Here is a 16,596-nt window from a genome sequence, read left to right as displayed (position 1 = left end):
GGTCAGCCGAGCGCGTCCAGGCAGCGGCGGGCCTGGACGCGCAGGGCGTCGGCGAGCTCCGGCGGGCCGTCGGCGAGGGTGAAGCCGACGCCCACCGAGGTGATCATCCACACGAGGTCGGCGGGGGTGTCGGCGCCGACGTGCAGGCGGCAGCTGCGGTCGTCGACGGGTTCGACGGTGCCCATGCCGGGCCAGACGCGCTCGGCGGCGTCGTCCGCCGGGACGTGCAGGACGACCGTCGCCCGCACCGGCCAGGCCCGGGACGACAGCGTGCGCTCCAGGTACGCGGCGGCGTCGCCGTCCGGCGGGGGCCGCGGGACGAACCGGGGCCCCGGCGGGGTGCGCGGGGTGAGCCGGTCGACGCGGAACGTGCGCCAGCCGTCGCGCCCCGGATCCCACGCGACGAGGTACCAGTGGCGGCCGAAGCTGACGAGGCGGTGCGGCTCGACGGTCCGGCGGGTCTCGCCGCCGCGCGGGCTGCGGTAGTCGATGCGGAGGCTCTCGTGGCGGCGGCAGGCGTCGGCGATCGCGACGAGGGCGCCGGGGTCGACGGCGGGGCCGGGCGCGGCGCCGGTCCGGACGGTCGCCGCGTTCAGCGCGCCGACCCGGTACCGCAGCCGCGCGGGCAGCACCCGTTCGAGCTTGGCGAGCGCCCGCAGCGCCGTCTCCTCGATCCCGGCGACCGTGCCGGCCGTGCGGAGCCCGACGGCGACGGCGACGGCCTCGTCGTCGTCGAGCAGCAGCGGCGGCAGGGACGAGCCCGCGCCGAGCCGGTACCCGGCGGTGCCGCGCGCCGCGTGCACCGGGTAGCCGAGGTCCCGCAGCCGGTCGACGTCCCGGCGGACGGTGCGGGGCGTCACGCCCAGGCGCCCGGCGAGTTCGGCGCCCGACCGGTCGCGGTGGGTCTGGAGCAGCGACAGCAGTCTCAGCAGCCGCGCGGAGGAGGTCGTCGGCACGCCACCGAGTCTGCCGGACGGTTAGGACCGTTCCCGACCTAACCCGTTCCTAGCGTGCTCCGCATGACGACCGAACACGAGATCCGCCCCTTCGCCATCGACATCGACGGGGCGGCACTGGACGACCTCGCCGACCGGCTCGCGCGCACCCGCTGGCCGGACGAGCTGCCCGGCGTCGGCTGGAGCCGCGGCGTCCCCGCCGGGTACCTGCGGGAGCTGGCCGAGCACTGGCGGACCCGCTACGACTGGCGCGCCCACGAGGCGGCGCTCAACGCGCTGCCGAACTTCGAGACCGTCGTGGACGGCCAGAAGGTGCACTTCCTGCACGTCCGGTCGCCCGAGCCGGACGCCGTCCCGCTGCTGCTCCTGCACGGCTGGCCGGGCGCGTTCACCGACTTCCTCGACGTCATCGGGCCGCTGTCGGACCCGCGGGCGCACGGCGGCGACCCGTCCGCCGCGTTCCACCTGGTGATCCCGTCGCTGCCGGGCTTCGGGTTCTCGACGCCGCTGGCCGGGCCCGGCATGGGCGCCGCGCGGATGGCCGCGGTGCTCGCGGAGCTGATGGACCGGCTCGGGTACGGACGGTACGGCGTCCACGGCTACGACACCGGCTCGTGGGTCGCGCCGGAGCTGGGCAAGGCGGCGCCCGACCGGGTGGTCGGCGTCCACGTCAACGCGATGATCACGTTCCCGGCGGGGGTCGAGGGCGAGATGGACGGGCTGTCGGACGCCGAGCGCGACCGGTGGCGGCGGATGCAGGACTTCAACGACGGCTACCTGCGGTGCAACGCGAAGCGCCCGCAGACGGTCGCGTACGGCCTGCACGACTCGCCGTCCGGGCAGCTCGCGTGGATCGTGGAGAAGTTCAAGGAGCTGACCGAGCCCGAGGACAAGCTCCCCGAGGACGTGCTCGGCCTCGACCGCGTCCTGACCACCGTGTCGCTGTACTGGCTGACGGGCACGGCGGCGTCGGCGGCGCAGGTGTACTACGAGGAGATGACCGCCAACGCGTGGACGGACGGCGGCGCGGACGGCGACTGGGGCGCCGGTTCGAACGGGGACGGGGACGGGGACGCGGGCGGCTGGGGCGGTGCGGACGGCGGGGGCGACGGGGCGTCCGGCGGCTGGGCGCCCGAGCGGGGGACGGTGCCGACCGGCGTGCTCGTCTCGGCCCACGACGTGACGGTCCGGCCGTGGGCGGAGCGCGACCACCGCGTCGTCCGCTGGACCGAGCTGGGGAAGGGCGGGCACTTCCTCGCGATGGAGGAGCCGGACGCGCTCGTCGACGACGTCCGCGCGTTCTTCGCGTCCCTGCGCTGACGCGCGCGTGAAGAAGAGGACCCGCGGCGTCCGGCGGGCGCGGATGCCGGACGCCGCGGGTCCTCGGCTCGGGGCGGGAGCGTCAGACGATCGCGAGGCCGCGCCGGATGCGGCGGCGCACGTCCCACAGGTAGACGTTGAACGGGAACTCGCGGGCGGGGCGCGGCAGGGCGCGGTTGATCCGGCCGAGGACGCGCATGAGGCGGTCGAAGCGGGCCTGGTCGCGGGCCGTCCAGCGGTAGCCGAGCTCGTCGCGGAACGGCTGCGGCAGGAACCCGACCGTCTGGAAGCGGTTGAAGGCGCCGAGCAGCTGCGGGAACGGCGCGGGCAGGAACTTCAGTTCCGCGAGGTCGCGCAGGTAGCCGCGGGTGAGGTCGTCCATCTCGATCTCGGCCACCGAGGCGTCCCAGTACTTCTGGAACGCCTCGCGGTCGGCGGGCCACATGTCCTCGGTCATCTGCAGGGTGGTGCCGAAGCGGGCGCCGTACCGGTAGAGGATCTCGCGCTGCTCGCCGGTCGGCTCCCCGTAGAGGATCCGGTAGATGTCCTCGGTGCCCATGTAGAGGCACGCGGCGACCCAGAGCTGGAGATCCCGGTCGAAGGCGTTGTACTTGACGGGCTCCCGGGCGTTGACGTGCCGGTGGGAGCGGTTGACCTCGTCGCGCATCGCGGCCCGCTCCTTCTCGGAGCCGAGCATGGCCACGGAGATGTAGCTGAGGGTGGTGCGGGCGCGCTTGATCGGGTGCTTGTCGATCCGGCCGCTCTCGACCGTGCTGTTGGCGACACCGTGTCCCACGGGGAGGCGGGCGAGCTGCATGACGACGTTCGCGGCCGCGGCGGCGAGGGCCAGGCCGCTGATGGCGTCGGTGACGACCTTGGGCGGCGCCTGCTCCGGCGTCACGGTCATTCGGGGGGCCTCACTTCCCGGGGGGAAACGAAAGTGCGTTGCGCGTACCACTGTGCCTCAGTAAGTGGTCACTTGCAAGCCCCGGGACGCCCGCGCGCCGCGGGCGTCCCGGCCGCCCCCGCCGTCCCCGCCGCCCCTAGGCCGGGTCCTCGCCCGCGCGGAGCCGCTCGGCGAACCCTTTCAGCGCCTCCATCGCGTGGTGGTGCGGGAACGGCCCGTACGAGACGCGGGCGGCGCCCGCCTCGGCCAGCTCGCGCAGCGCCGTCCCCGGGAACTGGTTCACGTTGACCGGCCCCGGCAGCCCCTCGGCCAGCGCCCGCACCGCGTCCGCCGGCGCCATGATCGGGTAGACGCAGTCCGCGCCCGCCGCCAGGTAGCGGCGGCCGCGGTCCAGGGCGCCGTCCAGCGGGTCCGGCGCCTGCCGGATGAACGTGTCGACCCGCGCGTTGACGACGAGCGCGTCCCCGGCCGCGTCCCGCACCGCGGCGAGGTACGCGGCCTGCTCGTCCGGGTCCGTCAGCGCCCCGCCGCGGCTGTCCTCCAGGTTGCAGCCCGCCGCGCCCATCGCCAGCAGCCGCTCCACCAGCTCCGCGGGCGGCAGCCCGTACCCGGCCTCGGCGTCCACCGTCACCGGCACCTCCGCGACCCGCACCACCCGTGCGGCCGCCGCGAGCATCTCGTCCACCGGCCCGCCCTCCCCGTCCGGGTGGCCGAGCATCGCGGCGACCGCCGCGCTGGCCGTGGCGAGCGCCGGGAACCCCGCCTCCTGGACGACGCGCGCGCTCGCGGCGTCCCACACGTTCGGCAGGACGAGCGGGTCGCCCGGCCGGTGCAGGTCGCGCAGCCGCGCCGCCCTGTTTTTCGCCTCGCCGTTCGCACTGCCGTTCGCCGTGTCGGTCATCAGGTCCTCCCCCTGGTCCGCGGGTGATCGTCCGAAGTAGGACGATGCGGCCCCGTGATCTGTGACATCCGGCGCGTACCCTCGGGAACGATCATCAGTCTGCACGAGGGAGTGCGCATGCTGCCGTGGTCGGCGGAACTCGCCGGACGCCTGGAAGAGCACGTCGTCAGCAGCGAGCTGCTGCGCGGCAACCCGCTGAAGGACCCGCACGAACGCCCCGTCCTGGTGTACCTCCCGCCCGGGTACGACGACGAGCCCGAACGCCGCTACCCGTCCGTCTACGTGATCACCGGGTTCACCGGGCACGTCGGGATCTGGCGGAACCGCACCCCGTACCGGCGGACGTTCCCCGAGGCGGCCGACGCGGTGTTCGCGGGCGGCGAGGCCCCGCCCGCCATCGTCGTCTTCGTGGACGCCTGGACGGCGCACGGCGGCAGCCAGTTCATCGACTCCCCCGGCACCGGCCGCTACCACTCGTACATCTGCGACGAGATCGTCCCGTGGGTCGACGCGCGCTACCGGACGCTCGACGCGCCCGGGCACCGCGCCATCAGCGGCAAGTCGAGCGGCGGCTACGGCGCGATGGTCACCCCGATGCTGCGGCCCGACCTGTTCGGCGCCCTCGCCACCCACGCGGGCGACGCGCTGTTCGAATACTGCTACCTCACCGAGTTCCCCAAGTGCGTCCGGCACCTGCGCAAGTACGGCGGCGACATCATGCGCTGGTGGGACGCCTTCAACTCCCGGGTCGCGTTCACCGAGCCCGAGGACATGGCGCTGCTCAACGTCCTCGGCATGGCGGTCTGCTACTCCGCCCGCGAGGACGGCACCCCCGAGCTGCCGTTCGACCCGGTCACCGGCGTGATCCGGCAGGACGTGTGGGAGCGGTGGCTCGCCTGGGACCCGGTGCGGATGGCCCCCGCCCACGCGGACGCGCTGCGCGCGCAGCGCGCCATCTGGATCGACGGCGGCACCCGCGACGAGTGGTACCTCGACGTCGGCGCCGAGGCTTTCCGGGCGGCGCTGCGGGACGCGGGCGTCGCCGACGACGCCGTCCGCTTCGAGCTGTTCGACGCCGCGCACGGCGGCATCGACTACCGCTACCCGATGGCCCTCGCCTGGCTCGCCCGGCGCATCGCCCCCTGACCCGCGCCCCGGCCCCCGCCCCGGCCCGCCGCGCCCCGGTCGGACGGGCGGGGGTCAGACGGGCGGGGGTTCGAAGTCGAAGTCGAGGCGGTCGCCGCGGGCGGCGGCCTGCGCGACCGGGTGGTCGGCGCCGAGGCGCTCCGCGAGCCGCCGCACCGGGTCGCCGTCCAGGACCGGCGCCCGCGACGCCGCGTCGCCGTCCCCGGTCCGGCCGGCGGCGGCGGTGTCGGCGGCCAGGTTGACCGCGCACTGGAGCGTCAGCGGGTGGTCGGGCCCGAACGCGGCGAGGAACCCCGCGAGGGCCCGGCCGCCCAGCTCGGCGGCGCCCGCGAAGTCGCCCGCGGCGGCGCGGTCGCTCGCGAGGTTCGCCAGCGCCGCGAGCGTGTAGTCGTTCTCGGCGCCGATCGCGTCCGCCAGCGTCCGCCACGCCCGCTCGTTCAGCTCGGCGGCCTCGGTGTGCCGGCCCAGCCGGCGCAGGACGACCGCGAGGTTGACCGCGCAGCCGTGCGTGAACGGGTGGTCGGCGCCGAGCGTCTCCGCGAACCGCTTGCGGGTCTCCTCGCCCAGCGTGCGGGCCTCCTCCAGCTCGCCCGTCACGCGCAGGTCGTTGACGAGGTTGCAGCGGGCGGCGAGCGTGTCGAGGTGGGTGGGGCTGAACCGCCGCTCGTAGTGCTCGCTCACCTGCTCGGCCAGCTCGCGGGCCTCGGCGAACCGGCCCGACTTGCGCAGCGACACCGACAGGTTCTTGCGGGCGCGCAGCAGGTTCGGGTGCTCGGGGCCGAGCGCCTGCTCGTAGTCGGCCACGACCTCCCGCTGCCGCCGCACCGACCGCTCGTACTCGCCGAGCTCGCGCAGGTCGCGGCTGATCTGGTTGCGGGTGAACAGCACCCAGTGGTTGGTCGGGCGGCCGTACACGCGGAGCCGGCGCTCCAGCGTGTCCTCGTCGAGTTCGAGGGCGCGGTCGTACCGGCCGGACAGCCGGTGGTCGATGGCGAGGTTGTTCTCCGCCATCAGGGTCCACGGGTCGTCGCCGCCGAACACGCGGCGGTGCAGCTCCAGCGACCGCTCGTCGTACTCGGTGGCCTCCCCGAACCGGCCGAGGGACCGCAGGTCGCCCGCGTAGCTGTTCATCAGCCGGAGCGTCTCCTCGTGCTCGGGCCCGAACACCTCGGTCATCCGCGCGAGGGTCGCCTCGTCCAGCTCGTAGGCGGCCCGCAGCTCGCCGAGCAGCCGCAGGTCCACGCCGAGGACCATGCGCATCGACAGGACGTGCTCGTCGGTGTCGGGCCCCGCGCCGGGCGCCGGGTGGCGCGTCCAGTGCCCGATGGCGCTCTCGGCGAACGCGCGGGAGCCCTCGTAGTCGCCGCGGACGTACAGGTACCGGGCGAAGCGCACGCAGAACCGGCGGACCTCCGGCTGCGCGCACTCGACGACCCGGGACTCCAGGACGTGCCCGAGCAGCCCCTCGTAGAGGGACCAGTTGTCGGGGTCGTCGACGTCGACCGGCGCGCGGGCGCTGAGCAGGACGTGCACGTCGAGCCGGGCCGCGTCGCACGCCTCGCCCCCGAGTTCCGCGCGGGTGACGGCCTGGATGAGGCGGTGCACCTGGATGGTGTTGCGGACGGTGTCGACGCGGGCCAGCGAGTACCGGCCGAGGTGGCGCAGCGCGCGCTGGAGGCGGAGCGTGTCGGTGAGGATCGCGCCGAAGTCGCCGCCGAGGACGTGCCGGGCCTCGGCGAACGTGTCGAGCGGGATCGGCTCGGGGCCGAACAGGGCCAGCCGGTCGAGCAGCGCCATGGCGTCCGGGCTCTGCCGGCGCAGCCGCACGACGGACGTCGCCCAGACGGTCGCGAGGGTGAGCGGGTAGCCGACGGGCGGGTTCTCGTTGAAGACGTCGAACAGCTCCCGCGCCCGCTCGCGCAGCTCGCGCAGCAGGGTCTCGGCGGAGATGCCGGTCTCCGCCTGGAACGCGGCGGCCTGTTCGAGGGCGAGCGGGAGGTCGCCGAGCGCCTCGGCGATCTGGTCGGCGTCGCCCGCGTCCAGCCCGGCGACCCGCTGGGTGAGGAACGCGGTGCTCTCGGCGCGGTCGAACACGTCGACGTCGAGGTTGCGGGCCCCGTGCCGCCACTGGGTGCTGCGGGAGGTGATGAGGACGTGCCCGCCGCCGGACGGCAGGAAGTCGGCGATCTCGTCCGGGCCGACGGCGTTGTCGTAGATCAGCAGCCAGCGCGGGTACGGGCGGCCGAGCCGCAGGCTGTCGAGGACGTTGCGGACCGCGACGGCGCTGTCGGCGCCGCCGACGCCCAGCTCCTCGGCGAGCGCGGCCAGCGACGCGCGGGCGACGAGCTCGCTCTCGGCGGGCACCCACCACACGACGTCGTAGTCGGGTGCGAAGCGGTGGGCGTACTCGGTGGCGAGCTGGGTCTTGCCGATGCCGCCCAGCCCCTGGAGGGCCTGCAGGACGAACGTCCCGTCCGGGGAGCCGGACAACTCCCGGTGCAGCCGGTCGAGCGTGCTCTCGCGCCCCGTGAAGTGGGGGTTGCGCATGGGGACGGATCCCCAGATCTCAGGCTGCCCGCCTGTCGCAGACATGTGGCCTCCGGGGAGACGGAAACGAAAGGGCGGTGAGCATTGCTTTTCTTGTCCAGCCTATCTTCCGCTGCGTAAATTTTCTGTGTCCGGTGACACCGAGCTTCTGTCCGGTGAGCGACATTAGGGGAACGAATCGGGCGAAGGAACGTTCCATCGACCGTGCCGCGCCAATGATCTCCGCGCCCGACTATGATCGGATCATGATCGGCGAACGGCGGGGAGCATAACGGGCACTAATGGCATGTCCGTAATTGCCGTGCCCCCTACCGCGATCCTGTCATTTTCGTCATGAAACCGCGGCTCCGCAAGGCAGTGGCCGGTGTCCGCCAGAGATATGGCACCGGTCCGGACAGGACGGTTATTTTGGCTTCGACCACGTCGACGACGACAGCACGAGCGACACAACTCGACATCGACGGAAACGGAGTCGGCCCCGCCGCGGGGGCGGTCCGGTCGGCGGACCGTACGGCCGGGGGCTCGCCCGCGGGTTTCCGCCGCTCCCGACCCGGGCCGCCGAACGACGGCGCGAGCGTCCGCGCTCCGTCGCCCGTCCGTGCGGAGGAACGTTGACCGAACCCGCCACGCCGGAGCCGGGGGCTCCCGCGGCGCCCCCGCCGCCCGCCCGGACGTCCGACCCGCGCGGCCGGCGCGCCCGCCGCGCCCGCGCCGCGCTGCGCTGGCTCGTCCTCGCGGTGGCCACCGGGTGCGCGGCCGGGCTGGCGGCCGCGGTCTTCGTCGCGCTGCTCCGGCTGCTGACGCACGGGCTGCTCGGCGGCCTCGCCGGCTTCGAGCCCGCCACCACCGTCACCGAGGGCGACGTCCACGGCTGGACCGGGATCGACCGCCCGTGGGCGCTGCCGCTCATCACCTGCGGCGGCGCGCTGCTCGCCAGCCTCATCGTCGCCCGCACCGCCCCCGAGACCGCCGGGCACGGCACCGACGCCGCGATCGACGCCGCGCACCTCGACCCGAACGGGATGCGCGGCCGGGTCCCCGCCATCAAGACGATCACCGCGGGGCTCACCCTCGGCTCCGGCGGCTCCGGCGGGACGGAGGGCCCGATCGCGCAGATCGGCGGCGCGCTCGGCTCGATCCTGTCGCGCCGCGCGGGCCTGACCGGCGTGCAGGCCCGCATCCTCGTCATGACCGGGCTCGGCGCCGGCGTCGGCGCCATCTTCCAGGCCCCGCTCGCCGGGGCGCTGCTGGCCGCCGAACTGCTGTTCCTGCGCGGGTTCGGGTGGCGGGCGCTGCCGCCGGCGCTGCCCGCGTCGTTCGTCGCGTTCGGCGTCTTCGGGATCTTCCTCGGCTACGGGCCGATGTTCGGCGACGTGTCGCCCGCCACCGGGTTCGCCGCCCGCGACGTCGTCGCGTTCGCGGTGCTCGGCGTCCTCTGCGGCGCGCTCGGCCGCGGCTACGCGTACTCCCTGCACGGCGTCGGCGCCGTCACCCGGCGCCTCACCGCGCCCGCCGACGGCGCGCGGCGCCGCGCGGTGCCCGCCTGGCTGCCGCCCGCCGCCGGCGGCCTCGCCGTCGGCCTCCTCGGGCTCGCCGTGCCCGCCGTGCTCGGCCCCGGCTACGGCGTCGTCCAGCGCGAACTGGACGGCGGCGCGCTGCTCGGCATGTCGTTCTGGCTGGTCCTGCTGCTGCCCCTGCTAAAGATCGCCGCGACGTCGCTGTCCATCGGCACCGGCGGCTCCGGCGGGGTGTTCGGCCCCGGCCTGGTGATCGGCGGCGCGGCGGGCGCCGCGGTCTGGCGCGTCGCCGAGTCCCTCGGCGCGTCCACCGGCGGGCCCGCCCCGTTCGTGGTCGTCGGCATGGCGGTCTGCCTGGGCGCGATCGTGCACGCGCCGTTCGGCTGCGCGGTGCTGGTGCTGGAGAGCACCCGCACCCCCGAGCTCGCGCTGCCCATCGTCCTCGCCATGTCGCTGGCGTACGTGGTCGTCGGCGACCACACCCTGTACCGCAGCCAGCGGGAACGCGACGAACCCGGGGCGGCGGACGCGCTGGCGGCGCTGCGGGCCCGCGTCCGCCGGGGCCGCGGCCGGGCCGCCGCCCCGGACGCCGTCCCCGCCGCGCCCGCCGACGCGCCGCCCGGGCCCGCGGACCCGACCGACCTCCCCCCTCCCGACGACGACGGGACGTGCCGGACGGCGCCGGAGCGAACGAGGAAGTGACGACGAGTGACGACGACGGACGACCACGAAGCCGGGGGCGTGCTGCACGGGCTGCCCGACCTCAGCCGGCTCCCCCTCGACCGGCTCGACGCGCGGCCCGGCTCGGTGCTGCACGACTGCCTGAACCGGATCGCCGCCGAGGCCGCGTCGCCGGACGACGCGGCCGCCGGGTTCAACGCGGTCATCGACTAGGACGCCCCGGAAGGCTCTGTCATGATGCGCAGAACGATCCAGCCGGACGCCCCCCACCCGGACGTCCCGCGGCCGGGCGGGCCCCCGCCGGGCTCGTCCGTCCCCCACGGCCGACCAGCGGAGACACGTTTGGAAGACAGAGACTGGGATCGGCTCATCCGGCAGCTCAGGGCCGGCCAGGTCGCCCCGTTCCTCGGCGCCGGCGCCTGCCACGGCACCCTCGAGATGGCCGGCGCGCTGGCCGGCCGGTGGGCCGACGAGTACGACTACCCCTTCGAGGACCGCTTCGACCTGGCGCGCGTCATGCGGTACGTCGCCGTCCTCGAGGACGACCTCACCTACGTCAAGGGCGAGTTCCTGCGGCGGCACTTCACCGGCATCACCGCCCCGAACGACCCCGACGACCCGCACGTCGCGCTGGCCCGCTTCCCGCTCCCCCTCTACCTGACCACGAACTACGACGACCTGCTGACGCGGTCGCTCCGCGCCGCCGGCCGCGACCCGCGCCGCGTCCTGTGCCCCTGGTACGACGGGGCGCCCTACGACCCGGACGCCTTCGTCCCGCCGCCCGGCGGGTCCCCGGCCGACGAGCCGGTCGTCTACCACCTGCACGGCCACGACGGCCACCCCGAGTCGCTCGTCCTGACCGAGGACGACTACATCCAGTTCCTCGTGGCCCTCATCGAGGACCGCAACAAGGAGGAGGACACCTCCGCGCGGGTCAGCCTCGTCCCCCCGGCCGTCCAGGAGGCGCTGGCGCGGCGGCCGCTGCTGTTCGTCGGCTACAGCCTCCGCGACTGGACGTTCCAGGTGCTGCTGCAGGGGCTCGTGAAGGGCCTGCCCACCACGCACCGGCGCTCCCACATCAGCGTGCAGATGCTGCCCCTTCCCGACGGCGCCACCGACGACCAGCGGCGCAGCGCGGAGGAGTATCTCGACCGCTATTTCGCCGACCTCAAGGTGTCCGTATATTGGGGAAGCGCGAGAGACTTTTTCCGCGAGCTCAATCGGCGGGCCGGAGGTACACCGTGACTTCTCCCGCCGCCGACCGCCTTCCCCCCGGCGAAGGGCCCTATCCGGGGCTCCGCGCCTTCGGCCAGTCCGACGGCCCGCTGTTCTTCGGCCGCGACCGCGAGATCCGCGATCTGCGCTCGCTGTGGCTCGCGAACCGGATGACGATCCTTTTCGGTCCGTCCGGCGTCGGGAAATCGTCGCTGCTGAACGCCGGGGTGCTCGGCGGGCTCGGCGACGAGGTCGACCGGCTGCCCGTCGGGCGGGTGTTCCCCGCCCCGTTCGCCGAGCCGTCCGCCGGCGGGAACCCGTTCACGTTCACGCTGCTGTCGTCCTGGAACCCGAGCGCGAGCCCCGAGGCGCTGCGGGACCTCACGGTCCGCGACTTCTTCCGCGACCGCGCGGGCCGCGTCGACCAGTTCGACGACCCGCTGCCGTTCCTCGTCGCCATCGACCAGTTCGAGGAGCTGTTCATGGCGCCGCCGCAGCTGTGGCGGCACCGCGACCACTTCGTCGACGACCTGTCCGCCGCGCTCGCCGACCAGGTCGAGCTGCGGCTGCTGGTCTCCATCCGGGAGGACGCGGTCGCCGCGCTGCTGCCGTTCGAGCGCCGGCTGTCGCCGCCGCCGCGGCGCCGCCTCGCCGTCCGCGCCCTCACCGCCGACGCGGCGCTGAAGGCCGTCACGGGGCCGCTGCGGCGGACGTCCCGGACGTTCGCGCCCGGCGCCGCCGAGTACCTCGTGAACGACCTGCGCGCCGCGCGGCGCCCCGGCCCCGGCGGCGGCCCCGACGGACCCGACGGGCCGGACCGGTCCGGCGCGGACGGGCACGACGGCGCCGCGGCCCTGGACGAGCTCGTCGAGCCCGTGCAGCTCCAGATCGTCTGCTCGACGCTGTGGGCGGCGCTGCCCGAGTCCGTCCGGACGATCACCGCGGAGGACGTCCGCGCGCACGGCGACCCCGACCGGTCCCTCGCCCGCTTCTACACCCGGACGGTCGCGGAGGTCGCCGCCGAGCACGGCATGCCGGAGAACGGGCTGCGCTGGTGGATCGAGCGGAACCTCATCACCGACATGGGCACCCGGGGGATGGTGTGCGAGGGCGCCGGGGAGACCGCGGGCCTGCGCAACGAGGTCGTCCGGGCGCTGGCGTCCCGGCACCTGCTGCGCGCCGAGCACCGGCTGAACGCCCGCTGGTACGAGCTGCAGCACGACCGGCTGATCGCGGCGATCCGGCAGGCGGAGCGGGCGGCGGACGAGCCCGCCGACGCGGCGGAGCGGGAACCGGACGCGCGGCTGCGGCTGCGCGCCGCGCACCGGGCGCTGGTCGTCGGCGCGACCGGCGACGCCGCGAACTGGGCGCGGCAGACGATCGAGGCCGCGGCGCGCAGCGCCGACCGGCGCACCGAGGCGGAGGGCCGGTACCTGCTCGGGCAGGTCGCCGGGCTGCGCGGGGACGTGGACGAGGCGCGGACGCACTTCGGCGCGGCGATCGGGGTGTACGAGGCGCTGCGGGACGGCGCGGCGGTCGCCCGGGTGCTGACCGGCCTCGGCGACGTGCTGCTGGCCCGGGGCCGGGTGGAGGACGCGTTCATCGAGTACGAGCAGGCGGTGCGGCGGCAGCCGTCCGACCTCGACTCGCTGGAGGGGTACGCCCGGGCGCTGTGGCATCTCGGCCGCCTCTCCGACGCCCGCACCGCCTACGAGCGGATCCTGCAGCACGACCCGGGCAACGTGTCGGCGCTCGCGGCGCGCGGGGAGCTGCTGGCGGAGCTGCGGCAGCCGCGCGAGGCGATGAGCGACCTGGAGCGGGTCATCGCGCTCGGGCCCGATCCGGCCCGCCTGGAGGACCTGCGGTCCGCGCGGGCGCTGGCGCTGGCGCAGCTCGGCCGCACCGACGAGGCGGCCGATGAGCTGCGCGCCGCCATCGAGGCCAACCCGCGCAACGCGCGGACGTACCTGCGCGGCGGCGAGACCGAGCTGCTGCGGGCGCGCGCGGAGGAGGCCCTGGAGCTGCTGCGCGAGACGCGCCGGGTGAGCGATCCGGGCCTGCTCCCGTACCAGAGCGGCGCCGCCGACGACCTCGAACGCCGCATCTCCTCCCGCGGCTGACCCCGCCCCGTTCGGCCCCTGCCGGCCCGTCCGGTCATGAGGCCGGGCCCCCGACCCCGGCCGCTTCCCCCGGCCCGTCCGCGTCCCTGGAGCCGCCGCCGGCGGCGCCGTCCGCGCGCTCCGCGCCGCCGCCGGGGGCGCCGTCCTCGGGCGTCTCGGTGCGGGCCGCCCGCCACACGGACCGGAACTGGTCGACCCAGAACGTGAACCAGCGTTCGGACTCGTCGCGGGTGATGCGGACGTGCATGCGGGTCGCCGTCGACTCGCCGCCGAAGCCGTGCAGCTCGGCGATGACGAGGCCGTCGCCGGCCTCCGGGTCGATGATCAGCAGGCTGAACCCGGGGTTGTAGGCCAGCAGCCGGTACCGGAAGGCGCCCGCGACGTTCCAGCCGCGCATGGCGCGCAGCCGGTCGAGGACGGCGCGCAGCGACGGCCCCATGTACTGGAGCGGGAAGAACCGCGAGTCGTCGAGCTGCCAGGTGGCCATCGCGACGGCCTCCGCCCGCTCGGGGTCGAGCACGACGATGCGGACCCGTCCGTCCCGGCGGGCGAGCACCCCGGTGCGGAGCGCCTCGCAGCGCTCGGGGGTGAGGAAGTTGACGCCGGACGGCGCGTACAGCCACACCGTGCGGGCCCGCCGCAGCCGCCCCGCGACGTCCAGGTCGCTCAGGGAGCCGCGGTCGCCGAGCATCGTGTCGGCGGCGCTCTCGGACGGGTCGGGCAGCGTGCCGCGGTAGACGAGCGCCGCCAGCGCGGCGAGCGCCACCGCCCACCGCACGTCGTCGGAGACGACGTCGCCGATCACGGTCAGCACCGCCAGCACCAGGGCGAGCGCCGAGATCGCGTACGCGTCGAGCCGCCGCAGCCACCGGACGTCCCGGGCCACCCTGCGCAGGGTCGCGCGCATCCGCACCGCCTTCGTCGTGGTTCGCGCCGCACATTCGGTCGGGGATGGATTCGGCCTTCACCGTTCTATCGCGCGGCACGGTCGGAACGCACGGGGTTTCCCGCCGCCACTTCCGCGGCGCCGATCGACCAGCGGCTTTCCAGACATTCATGGTCGAACTCGATACACATTGAAATCCAACAACATGTGGATTCATTGACACCTTTCATCTTTCGGAGTGCACTTCGGACAGCTCATCCGGATGAGACCCCCATCCCCCTCGCCGCCGCGGCGCCGCCCGTCCCACAAGGACCGGGCGACTCCTCGACGGCCCCTGGAAGGAGCACCCGTGAGACACCAGACCGCGATCGGGGCGGCGGCGCTCGCCGCCGGCCTCGCCGTGGCGATGTCCGCCCCCGCCGCCGGTGCCGCGCGCACCGCGCCGGCGGCGCCGCAGCCCGACCCCCGCGCGCTCGCCGCCGCGTCCGCCGACCGCCTCGTCGCCGCGAAACCCGCGGAGTTCCGCACGTCGCCGGACGAGCGCGTCGTCCGGCGCGGCATCACGACCGGGCAGAACGGCCTGCAGCACGTCGCGTACGAGCGGGTCTACAAGGGCCTGCCCGTCCTGGGCGGCGACTTCGTCGTCACCACGAACCGGTCCGGCGGCGTGCTCAGCACGTCCGTCGGGCAGGAGCGGAGCCTCGACCTCGCCACGAAACCGGACGTCCCCGCCGAGCGGGCCGCGGCCGTCTCGCGGGCGCGCGTGGACGACGCCGCGCAGACGTCCGAACCGCGCCTGCTGGTCCTCGCCGACGGCACGGGACGGCTCGTCTACGAGACCGTCGTCACCGGCAACGACGGCGGCGCGCCCACCCGGCTCCACGTGCTGGTGGACGCCCGCACCGGGAAGGTCGCGGGCTCGTGGGACGACGTCCGCGCCGCCGCCGACGACCGCAGCCACTACCACGGCACCGTCGACGTCTCCACCGCCGCGCAGCAGATGACCGACCCGCAGCGGCCCGGCATCCGGTGCGGCGGGCAGAACGGCGGCACCTACACCGGCACCGACAGCGCCTGGGGCAACGGGAGCGGCACCGACCTCGAGACCGCGTGCGTCGACGCCATGTACGCCGTCCAGAAGGAATGGGACATGCTCGGCTCCTGGCTCGGGCGCGACGGCATCAACGGCTCCGGCGGCGGATTCCCGATCCGGGTCGGCCTCAACCAGGCCAACGCCTACTGGAACGGCTCCTACACCAACTTCGGCCGCAACCAGTCCGGCAGCCGGCAGGCCACCCCGTTCGACGTCGTCGCCCACGAGTTCGGGCACGCGATCTTCCAGGAGACGCCCGGCGGCTCCGGCGGCGGCGGCAACGAGAAGGGCGGCATGAACGAGTCGGCGGGCGACATCTTCGGCGCGCTGACCGAGCACTACGCCGCCGAGTCCGCGACCTACGACCCGCCCGACTACCTCGTCGGCGAGGAAGTCGACCTCGTCGGGTCCGGCCCCATCCGGAACATGTACGACCCGCAGGCCAAGGGGCACCCGAACTGCTACTCGTCGTCCATCCCGAACACCGAGGTGCACGCGGCGGCGGGCCCGCAGAACCACTGGTTCTACCTGCTGGCCGAAGGCTCGAACCCCTCGGACGGACCGAACAGCCCGACGTGCAACGGCTCGTCCGTCACCGGGATCGGCATCGAGAAGGCCGGCCAGATCTTCATGGGCGGCCTCAACCGCAAGACCTTCTCGTGGACGCACGCCCGCGCGCGGGTCGAGACCGTCAACGCCGCCCTGGAGCTCTTCCCCGGCTCCGCCACCGAGTGCAACGCGGTGAAGGCGGCGTGGAGCGCGGTGAACGTGCCGCAGCAGTCCGGTGAGGCGTCCTGCGGCACGCAGCAGAACGACTTCTCGCTGGCGGTCGCCCCCGGCAGCGCCGGCGGCGAGCCCGGCGGCACCGTCACCGCGACCGTCACCACCGCCACCACCGGCGGGAGCGCCCAGCGGGTCGCGCTGTCGGCGACGAGCGCCCCCGCCGGCCCGACCGCGACGTTCGCACCGGCCGCGGTGACGTCCGGGCAGTCGTCCACCATGACCGTGTCGATCCCCGCGAACACCCCGGACGGGACGTACCGCATCACCGTCCTCGGGCAGGGCGCGTCGATCGAGCGCACCGCCGCGTTCACGCTCACGGTCGGCGGGGGCGGGCCCGGCGGCGCCGTCTTCGCCGACGACCTCGAAGCCGACCGCGGTTGGACCGTCGACCCGGACGGCACCGACACCGCCACGTCCGGCGCGTTCGAGCGCGGCACCCCGCAACCCACCTCCTGGTCCGGCGTGAACCTCCAGCTCGGCGCCGCCGGCGGGTCGAACGCCCTCGTCACCGGCGCCGCCGCCGG

At 74.9% G+C, this 16,596-nt stretch carries 12 protein-coding genes; 7 read left to right on the top strand and 5 right to left on the bottom strand.

The window, feature by feature from the left end:
* Positions 1 to 2 precede the first annotated feature (2 nt).
* Positions 3 to 956, bottom strand: coding sequence for a helix-turn-helix transcriptional regulator (locus tag H505_RS0121920; RefSeq protein ID WP_026403695.1), 954 nt, complete (start codon positions 954 to 956; stop codon positions 3 to 5).
* Between the two features lie 63 nt (positions 957 to 1,019).
* Here H505_RS0121920 and H505_RS0121915 point away from each other — a divergent pair, with 63 nt between their 5' ends.
* Positions 1,020 to 2,276: an epoxide hydrolase family protein gene (locus H505_RS0121915; RefSeq protein WP_026403694.1), complete on the top strand. Its 1,257-nt coding sequence runs from the start codon at positions 1,020 to 1,022 to the stop codon at positions 2,274 to 2,276.
* An 82-nt stretch (positions 2,277 to 2,358) separates the two neighbouring features.
* Here the strand turns inward: H505_RS0121915 and H505_RS0121910 are convergent, their stop codons facing one another.
* Together H505_RS0121910 and H505_RS43590 are read right to left on the bottom strand one after the other, a co-directional pair.
* Entirely contained in the window at positions 2,359 to 3,183 is an 825-nt protein-coding gene (locus H505_RS0121910) for an oxygenase MpaB family protein (RefSeq protein WP_026403693.1), read from the bottom strand.
* A gap of 136 nt (positions 3,184 to 3,319) precedes the next feature.
* Positions 3,320 to 4,084: an isocitrate lyase/PEP mutase family protein gene (locus H505_RS43590; RefSeq protein ID WP_051301017.1), complete on the bottom strand. Its 765-nt coding sequence runs from the start codon at positions 4,082 to 4,084 to the stop codon at positions 3,320 to 3,322.
* A 117-nt stretch (positions 4,085 to 4,201) separates the two neighbouring features.
* On the opposite strand from H505_RS43590, the gene H505_RS0121900 reads away from it, so the two are divergent.
* Positions 4,202 to 5,230, top strand: coding sequence for an alpha/beta hydrolase (locus H505_RS0121900; RefSeq protein ID WP_026403692.1), 1,029 nt, complete (start codon positions 4,202 to 4,204; stop codon positions 5,228 to 5,230).
* A 54-nt stretch (positions 5,231 to 5,284) separates the two neighbouring features.
* On the opposite strand, the gene fxsT is transcribed toward H505_RS0121900, so the two are convergent.
* On the bottom strand, positions 5,285 to 7,777 hold the full coding sequence (fxsT, locus tag H505_RS0121895) for an FxSxx-COOH system tetratricopeptide repeat protein (protein WP_051301016.1): 2,493 nt from the start codon (positions 7,775 to 7,777) through the stop codon (positions 5,285 to 5,287).
* Positions 7,778 to 8,388: 611 nt separating this feature from the next.
* Between fxsT and H505_RS43585 the strand changes: the two genes are divergently transcribed.
* The 4 genes from H505_RS43585 (at position 8,389) to H505_RS0121875 (ending at position 13,310) form a co-directional block, all read left to right on the top strand.
* A complete protein-coding gene (locus H505_RS43585; RefSeq protein ID WP_051301015.1) occupies positions 8,389 to 9,996 on the top strand; it encodes a chloride channel protein in 1,608 nt (535 codons plus the stop codon).
* 6 nt (positions 9,997 to 10,002) lie between these two features.
* Positions 10,003 to 10,188, top strand: coding sequence for an FxSxx-COOH cyclophane-containing RiPP peptide (fxsA, locus tag H505_RS0121885; RefSeq protein WP_026403690.1), 186 nt, complete (start codon positions 10,003 to 10,005; stop codon positions 10,186 to 10,188).
* A 129-nt stretch (positions 10,189 to 10,317) separates the two neighbouring features.
* On the top strand, positions 10,318 to 11,220 hold the full coding sequence (locus H505_RS0121880; RefSeq protein ID WP_026403689.1) for an SIR2 family NAD-dependent protein deacylase: 903 nt from the start codon (positions 10,318 to 10,320) through the stop codon (positions 11,218 to 11,220).
* Entirely contained in the window at positions 11,217 to 13,310 is a 2,094-nt protein-coding gene (locus H505_RS0121875; protein WP_026403688.1) for a tetratricopeptide repeat protein, read from the top strand. The genes H505_RS0121880 and H505_RS0121875 overlap by 4 nt, the downstream gene beginning before the upstream one ends.
* A 34-nt stretch (positions 13,311 to 13,344) precedes the next feature.
* Here H505_RS0121875 and H505_RS0121870 read toward each other — a convergent pair whose 3' ends face one another.
* Positions 13,345 to 14,217 (bottom strand): hypothetical protein, encoded by an 873-nt coding sequence (locus H505_RS0121870; RefSeq protein WP_026403687.1) that lies wholly within the window; start codon positions 14,215 to 14,217, stop codon positions 13,345 to 13,347.
* A gap of 328 nt (positions 14,218 to 14,545) precedes the next feature.
* On the opposite strand from H505_RS0121870, the gene H505_RS0121865 reads away from it, so the two are divergent.
* Positions 14,546 to 16,596 (top strand): M4 family metallopeptidase (locus H505_RS0121865; protein WP_026403686.1); only part of this gene is annotated, 2,051 nt, incomplete at its 3' end.

Source organism: Actinomadura rifamycini DSM 43936 (assembly GCF_000425065.1).
In the GTDB taxonomy this organism is placed as follows: Bacteria; Actinomycetota; Actinomycetes; order Streptosporangiales; family Streptosporangiaceae; genus Spirillospora; species Spirillospora rifamycini.
The sequence above is the reverse complement of the archived record's forward strand: the minus strand, read 5'-3'. Positions and strand labels throughout refer to the sequence as shown.